4 protein-coding genes and 1 rRNA gene are annotated in these 7,839 nt (G+C 54.4%); all 5 read right to left on the bottom strand.

Annotation, left to right across the window (positions count from 1 at the left end):
* A 16S ribosomal RNA gene (locus ACQ4N8_RS19075) occupies window positions 1–82 on the bottom strand; the annotation flags it as partial.
* Window positions 83–421: 339 nt separating this feature from the next.
* On the bottom strand, window positions 422–1,609 hold the full coding sequence (locus ACQ4N8_RS19070; RefSeq protein ID WP_430705938.1) for an MFS transporter: 1,188 nt from the start codon (window positions 1,607–1,609) through the stop codon (window positions 422–424).
* A gap of 201 nt (window positions 1,610–1,810) precedes the next feature.
* Entirely contained in the window at window positions 1,811–3,310 is a 1,500-nt protein-coding gene (locus tag ACQ4N8_RS19065; protein WP_430705937.1) for an ABC transporter substrate-binding protein, read from the bottom strand.
* A gap of 284 nt (window positions 3,311–3,594) precedes the next feature.
* Entirely contained in the window at window positions 3,595–4,962 is a 1,368-nt protein-coding gene (locus tag ACQ4N8_RS19060) for a radical SAM protein (protein ID WP_430705936.1), read from the bottom strand.
* Between the two features lie 248 nt (window positions 4,963–5,210).
* Complete coding sequence (gene ligA, locus ACQ4N8_RS19055) at window positions 5,211–7,229, bottom strand: NAD-dependent DNA ligase LigA (protein WP_430705935.1); 2,019 nt, start codon at window positions 7,227–7,229, stop codon at window positions 5,211–5,213.
* Between the last annotated feature and the right edge of the window lie 610 nt (window positions 7,230–7,839).

Here is a 7,839-nt window from a genome sequence, read left to right as displayed (position 1 = left end):
CGAAGGAATAACTCCGCTCGACTTGCATGTATTAGGCACGCCGCCAGCGTTCGTCCTGAGCCAGGATCAAACTCTCCAATAAAGGCCGGATGACGAATCATCCGATTTATTCGAAAGAGCGATTAGCTCATTCAATGCTGACGATTCATAATAAATCGTTCAAAATTATTGACGTGTTCCATTTGTTCAGTTTTCAAAGAACTTGCTTGCTTCCTTCGACATTCGCTGATTCATCAGTTTTTGTCGAACAGTTATTTATTATACTCATCAAGTCGAATCATGTCAACTTCTTTTTCGACTTTCCCGCACGCATTTCAACAGGATATCGTCCGAAGCGACAAATAATAATTTATCACGTCGGCGGTCTTTTTGCAATATGAATGTTTTTCCAAAGAATACAGAAAGGAAAATAGTCCGCGTATTACGGATAAACCGTCTTCTTCTCACGTTCCCTGCGCAGCATTTGCCATGCTCCAAGGGAAAAACACGAGATCAGAAGAAAGCCTGCAGCCAAACGAAGCGCGATATCATAATCTCCTGTTACCGCACTGATCCCGGAGGACCCCGCTACCACCCCCAAGGAGAAAAATGCATAAAACATCCCAAACGCCTTCCCCTTATTTTCTGGACTGACATTGCCTACGAGCAAGGCGTTTAATGACGGAAACAATAATGCAAACCCCAAACCGTAAACCGCCATGACGGCAAACATTCCCGCCTGGTTCCGCACAACCGAAAGAGCCAACAACGATAGCAGGACCGTTGCGCCGCCCATCAGGCTTAATCGCAGCGGCGATACCCGATCAAAGAGACGATTGCTCGGCAGCACGAACAAGCAGATGGCTACGATTCCGAATACGCTGAGCATCATGCCTGCGGTTTGAGGCGGAAAACCAAGCGCTTCCGCTTTTAAAGGAAGACTGAACGTGAGCGTTCCCATTGCAAACATCAGCGCAAAAGCCCCGTAATAAGCCCGTGCCGCCGATTTATTCCGGATGGAAGTGAGGAATGCAGCCCATTCGCTGCCGGATCCGGTCGAGGCGGTTTTGTCGGCAATCCCTCCGCCTTCCCGAGGCGCAACAAATAGCACCAGCAGTCCACCCAGCGCCAACAAGGCCGAGGTCGCCATGAATAATGCATCCAATCCGGAGCTTGCTTTTAAAACACCCGCTGCCGCAGGACCTATGATGGCCGAAACGCCCACCGCCGCTCCTGAAAGCGCCATGGATTGTCCTTGCCGCCGATCCGAAGCATAATGCGACACTAGAGTAAACGCGCTTGGCACCAATAACCCGCCGGACAGGCCATGCAGGATTCGCACCGTCAAGAGCTGGCCCGGCTGGCGCACGCCAACGTAAAGCAGGATAATCCCGGCCGTCAGCACCAGACCGAGGATTAGGATCGACCTCCCGCCGAACCGGTCAATCCAAATGCCGGCGAGCAGGTTCCCTAACATATTGGTCAGCGAATACAGGCCCACCGCAAGCCCGATCTGAAAAGAATCGGCGCCAAGACTCTGGGCGAACGGACCCATCACCGGCAATTGAACGAACAGATCCAAAAAACAAATCATCACGATGCCATTCAGAAACCACTTTCTTCCCGACACTCCCCCATCTCCCATCCCGTTTTCGACTAGCTTACCCGCGGCCCGGCCCGAAAAACCTTCTGAAGATTATACGACAAAACCGTTTCGCCAAGCATTCCATTTTCTCATCAAATATGGCGAACCCGCGAATTTTTGATTATCGGCAAAAAAAAGGCGACTCACGCCGGAGGCGCGAATCAACCCTTTCTTGCTTAGCTCTCGTTATTCTCCCGAGGAGTCCGTCGAGCCCACAGCGGCATCTGAAGAGCCGGCATCCGTTGCGGTTCCATCGGTTGCAGCACCGTCCGTACCGGAATCCGCCTTGCCCCCCTCCGAATCCTTCGGTTTGGCCGCTTCTTCTTTCACCGCTTTGTCCAGGATGGCCTGAGCTTCGTCCTGAACGGTTTGCAGCGCCTCGTCGATCGACTTCTTCTTCTCTTGAGCCAACTTCAACTCCCGATCCATGACCGGCTGGTATTGGCTATAGAAATCTTGCGGGATTTTCTCATAGTTATTGTTAAGGTCGTTGTTCAGCTTCGGCTTCAGCTTGTAAAACGCCTCCAAGTTGACGCCGTTATATTCCCTGGAAATCCCCATACGGGACAGCAGTCCATTGTTCAACGATCTCGATTTGACTTTGGCGAATTCCTCGCTATTGATGAATTTGATGAAATCCCAGGCCGCATCCGCATTAGGCGAGTTCGCCCGGATCCCGAAGATATCATTAAAATAAATGTCCCGGGACGATTCCGGATCGCCCGGATCCACCGGCCCCGCGGCTACGCCGATTTGAAACGGCTTGTAATCCTTGAGTGAGTCTTGGGCCTGCTTCAGGTTTTGCAGCAGATAAACACCATCGATGGTCATCGCCATCCGCCCCATCACAAACACCTGACTTTGATAGTATTCCTCCATCGTTCCGCCTTGAAAGCCGTCGCCTTCGGGATTATAAACCGCTCCGGAATCGAGAGCATCCATGGCCAGCTTGTACGCTTGCTTCCAGGAGTCCGTATTGACCGTCACCTTCATCGTGTCCGGATTCAAAAACTGCAAGCCTTGGGACGAAGCGATCGACGAAGCCAGGTTCTCCATCGACATGCCGTACTGCCTGCCAAAGCCATAGACGCGGCTATCCTTATCCCCGTCCACCGGGAACCGGCGGGCCAGATCAAGGAGCTCCTGCCAGGTCATCCCGTCATGCGGAACCTCTATCCCATATTTGGCGAACAGATCGGCATTGTAAAAAATCGCGTTTCCGTAAAACGTCGGCGACAGGCCATACAGCTTGCCTCCGCCTTTTTCCTTCAGCATTTGCATCAGCGCCGGATAAATGGTTTCGGTATCGTACTTATCCCGCTCGATCAACGTATCCAACTCCATCAATTTCCCATCTGTCACGTACTTCTCATAATTGGACGAGTTCAAAACCACCACGTCCGGCTGCTCTTTCTCGATAAAATCGTCGAAGGCTTTCTCCGGATCAAAATCTTTGTCTCCCTGACTATTGTAGATGCTGTTCGTGCTGACCACTTCGATGGCTACATTCGGATGCTGAATGGCAAACAAATCCCCGTATTCCTGATAAAAATAGTTTTCGTCCATAAACATAATTTTCAGACTGGAGCTCTCCTCGTTATTCTGAGCCGGGCGGCTTGCGCAGCCCGCGAATAACAGCCCGCTGAGCATAATCAGCAGCCCCTTGCGTAACCATTTCCCCCTCATCTTTACCTCCAACATGAATATTTTTTAATGATGGCTTCAATTGGATAAACGTTCAAGAATGAGAGATAGTTTCTTTTTCTATAAAAAAAGCCAATCCGCCCAGCATTGTCATGCTGTTAGGGATTGACTTTTTCGGGCGAGCGACGCCGGTTCGATTAACTCAAATTGCCCGGAACCGATTTGGAAACCCGGCCGGTTTTCACAAGTGCAGCCTGGGCCGCGGATCGAATCACCTTCATGCAAAATCACCTCCTTCGCTTGGTTTATCGCCATCGGATCATCTATTATCCTTCTATGCCGGCACCCCATACCGCTTCTTCACGCTGGGTCTGCAGCCAAATCGTTCGCAGCGTCTTTTTGATTTGACGTTTCTCGTAAGAGCAAGGCCAGTTTCCCGTCCGCATACGATACAGCGGGCAGTGGTTCCCTTGGCAGGAAGGCCGGAAGAAGCACGCTTGGCATTTCTCGTCCGCCTCCTCGCCGGAGGTCGTCCACAGGGCCAGCTTGTCGTAGTCCAGGTCCATGGTGCCATCCTCGTAAATCCGCCCCAGCCGGTTGTTGTCCTGTTCAAGCGCCACCGAGCATTTATACAGCAAGCCGTCCGAACCGACGATTAAAGAATTCGGCTTTGCGGCATAACAAACCGCCCCCGTCGGCAGCAAAATATCCGAGATGAAGGAGCTGACCGTCAAGCCTTCGGCAATCGCCTGCTCGTTGAAATCCCAAATGCTGCGATCCTTCGTGCGCTCGTCGCACACCGGCAGGTTCAAATCGTTTTCGCCACCCATGCAGCCGACCGGACGAAAATACACTTTAAAGCGCGGATCGTCGCCGAACAAGTCGCGAAGCACCGGAATAAACCGGGATACGACCTCCAGATTGCTATTGTCGAAGTTCACGCGCAAATTGACCTCAAACGGGCGATCCACCTGTTTCAAAGACAGCAAATTGTCCACGATGGTCCGATAAGTCCCGCCACCGCCGTTAAGCCCGCGCCGGGCGTCGTGCACGTCGCCTTCCCCGTCCAGCGTTACCATGAACCGCTCTACGCGAAGATCCAGCATCTGCTCGAACCGCTCGCGCGTCAAATAGTAACCGTTGGTCGCCATTTCCGCGCCGTACGCCGCCCCGCTTCGTTCGCAAGCCGCCATAAACGAACGGGATAACCGTTCGATGATGTGCGGGACGAGCAGCGGCTCGCCGCCGTGCCAACTGATGGTCAACTGCTTCAATGTACGGGCGCGTTCTTCCATATAAGCCTCCAGACCGCGCATGACCTCCTCGCGCATCGAAGCGCGCGGGAACGACTCATAGCAGTAATTGCAGCGGAAATTGCAGGCTTCCGTCACGAGCAGCACTAAATGCATGGCGTCCTGCGCATGCATCGACTGGTGAAGGAACAAGGCCCGGCGCAGTTCGTCCGTCTCCGCGGGAACGAGAAATCCGTGTTCTATCAGCGAGTCGTACAGCGGTGGAGCCGGCTCGGGAACGGGCGCGGCCGGGGACAGCCACTCCTGGACCTGCTTCCGTTCTGTCGGCGAACAGGCAACGATCGCTCCCGTATAGCTGTTATACAGCATCAGGCCGCGGTCATCCGTTTCGCTTTGCGCATTAAAGCGCGAAGGCTTCCACTGTAACGCATCGTGATTCATGGGTATCCATCCTTTGTGTCGAAATTCAAATACGCGGACGCTCCGGTCCACTGACCTATCATGAGGAAAACTCTTCCGCCTTTCCATGATCCCCGTCACTTTGGGGCTGAAAAATTCGCAAACGAAAACAGGCTAACCCGCTTTTCAAGCGGATCAGCCTGTTCATCTTCGTATAGCCCTTAAAGTCGGTCGCGAGACAATACCGCAAGCTCGGGCTGCTCGCCTCCCTCGCTACGCGTTGCTTCGGATCAGCCGTTTTCGTTCAGCAGCCGGACCAATTCGTCCTCGTCTTCAATGACGGGAATGCCCAGCTCCTGCGCTTTGGCCAGTTTGCTGCCGGCCTTCTCGCCGGCGATGACGAGATCGGTTTTCTTCGACACGCTGCCGGTTACCTTGGCGCCGAGCGCCTCAAGGCGGGCGGTTGCCTCGTCCCGGCTGAGCTGATGCAGCGTCCCGGTGAGCACGACGGTTTTGCCGGAGAAGAAGGAATCGGTCACCGGGGCCGCCGGTTTATCCGGAGCCTTCGGCGCGACGCCTTGGCCAGTCATCTTCCGGATGCTTTCCTGCTGGAACGGGTCGGCGAAGAACGACACGATGCTATCGGCTACGATGCCGCCGATGTCCGGCAGGGTCGTCAGCTCTTCGATCGTCGCGGCCATCACTGCTTCCAGGCTGCCGAAGTAATCGGCGAGCACCTTGGTCGTCGATTTGCCGGTGTTCGGGATGCCCAGCGCAAACAGGAAGGAGGCCAGGTCGCGCCCCTTGCTCTGCTCGAGGGCCTCGAGCAGATTGTTCGCCTTCTTCTCGCCGAAGCGCTCGAGCTTGATCAGGTCGTCGAACGACAGCGTGTACAGATCGGCCGGCTCATGCACGTCCAGTTCGTCATGGAGCTGCTCGGCGGTTTTTTCGCTGAACGTCTCGATGTCCATCGCGTCCCGGGAAGCAAAGTGCGTAATCCGGGCTACGATCTGCGGCTTGCAGCCCAGCCGGTTGTTGCAGAACAGATGCGCGCCGCGCTGCTCCAGCGGGGTGCCGCAAGCGGGGCAAACCTCGGGATAAACGATCTCGCCGCCGTCCTGCTCGTCGGTCACTTTCCCGAGAATCTCCGGAATGACATCGTTGGAGCGGCGAATGAACACGCGGGTCCCCAGGGCGAACTTCAGGTTTTTGCGCTCGATATCGCCAACGTTGTTCAGCGTGCAGTTTTGTACGGTTACGCCTGCCAGCTCGACGGCTTCGACTTTGGCCAGAGGCGTGATTTTACCAGTTCGGCCGACGTTCCAGGAGACGGATTCGAGAATCGTCGTTGTCTCCTCGGCTTCGAACTTGAAGGCGACCGCCCAGCGCGGGAATTTGTCGGTGTACCCGAGAACCTCGCGCGTGCGCATATCGGTGATTTTGATAACGGCCCCGTCGATAAGGTAATCGAGCGAAGCGCGGTGCTCCACGATTTGCTGCAGCTCTTGCATTACTCCGTCAAAGCTCTCGTGATACGTAACGTAAGGGTTGACTTTGAACCGGTTGTCCCTAAGGAAGGCCATCATTTCCCGGTGATCCTGGAATTGGACGTTGTCCGAGTACCCTACGTTATAGAAAAAAGCACTCAGCTTCCGCTCCGCCGTCGTGCGCGGATTCAGGTTGCGCAAGGCGCCGGCGGCGGCGTTGCGGGCATTTTTCAGCGGCTCGGCGGCCGTTTCGTTGTATTTGGCCAACACGGACAAATTCATGATGCCTTCGCCCTGCACTTCGATGGTGCCCTCCCGGTACGGGATGCTTAGCGGCACGGATTTAATCGTTTTCACCTGGGCCAAAATACCTTCGCCCACCACCCCGTTTCCGCGGGTTGAGGCTTGCACCAGCTTGCCGTCGGTGTACGTGAGATTCAACGTCAGTCCGTCAAATTTCAATTCGACCACATACGTCGGCGCAGGCAAAGGGGTATCTGGGTTTTTGCCGTTGTAATCGGCGATCAGCTTCAGGGCCCGATTGTTCCAGGTTTGCAACTGCTCCTCGTTTTGCGCTTTGTCGAGGCTCCATAACGGAGCCAAATGGCGATGGGGCTTGAAACCTTGCAGCAGCTCACCGCCCACCCTCAGGGTCGGGGAATCCGGGAGGGTAATCCCCGTCTCCGTTTCCAGCGCGGTCAATTCATCGTACAGCCGGTCGTACTCCTTGTCGCTGATCAGCGGCTCATCCAAGGTGTAATAATGATAGTTGTACCGGTTGAGCTGCTCTACGAGCTGCTCCATTTTTTGCATTGCATCCATGCAGGGACAACCCTCCTTTGTAGGTATAAAAGCGGAGAGAACCGGAAGGGTTCGCTCCGTTGTCGAGAACGGAATTCTGCGCACGGACGCAGCGTTGGATCATGCGATGCGATTCGCCAGATGGGCGGAGTTTGCCATAGCGCGATGTAAAGGCAGTGCCCATTGGATGGCGCTGCTTGGCGAACTAAGGCGAACCCGCGACCAGAAAAGACGGATTACAGCGCAGGCGCCAGCTGCAAATTAACGTCGTTTCGCAACGAGACGGCTGATCGCGAGTCGTTGGCGCCTACGCCCATCGTGTCAATTGAGGGCGGACCCGCCGACGGTCGCGTCAACCTCGCCAACCGTCCGTTAATTCCGCCAACCGTTGCGTCAACCCCGCTGACCGCCACAACAATTCGCCTGTGGCGTGAATAAGGGTACTTTTGGGCCCTATTGGCCCGGATTGGTTTATTTTATGGACAATAAGGGTATAAAATGGCCTTATTTTTGAGAAAGCAACAAAAAACCGGCCATAATAGCGACTTCTGAGAAAAATAAGGGCATAAATGTCCCTTATTTTAAGAAATTTATGCGTACTTCCGTAAATAAGGCCATAAAAGTCCTCTAT

This window comes from Paenibacillus macerans (assembly GCF_050565405.1).
Lineage (GTDB): Bacteria > Bacillota > Bacilli > Paenibacillales > Paenibacillaceae > Fontibacillus > Fontibacillus macerans_B.
This window is presented reverse-complemented; position numbering and strand designations above follow the sequence as displayed.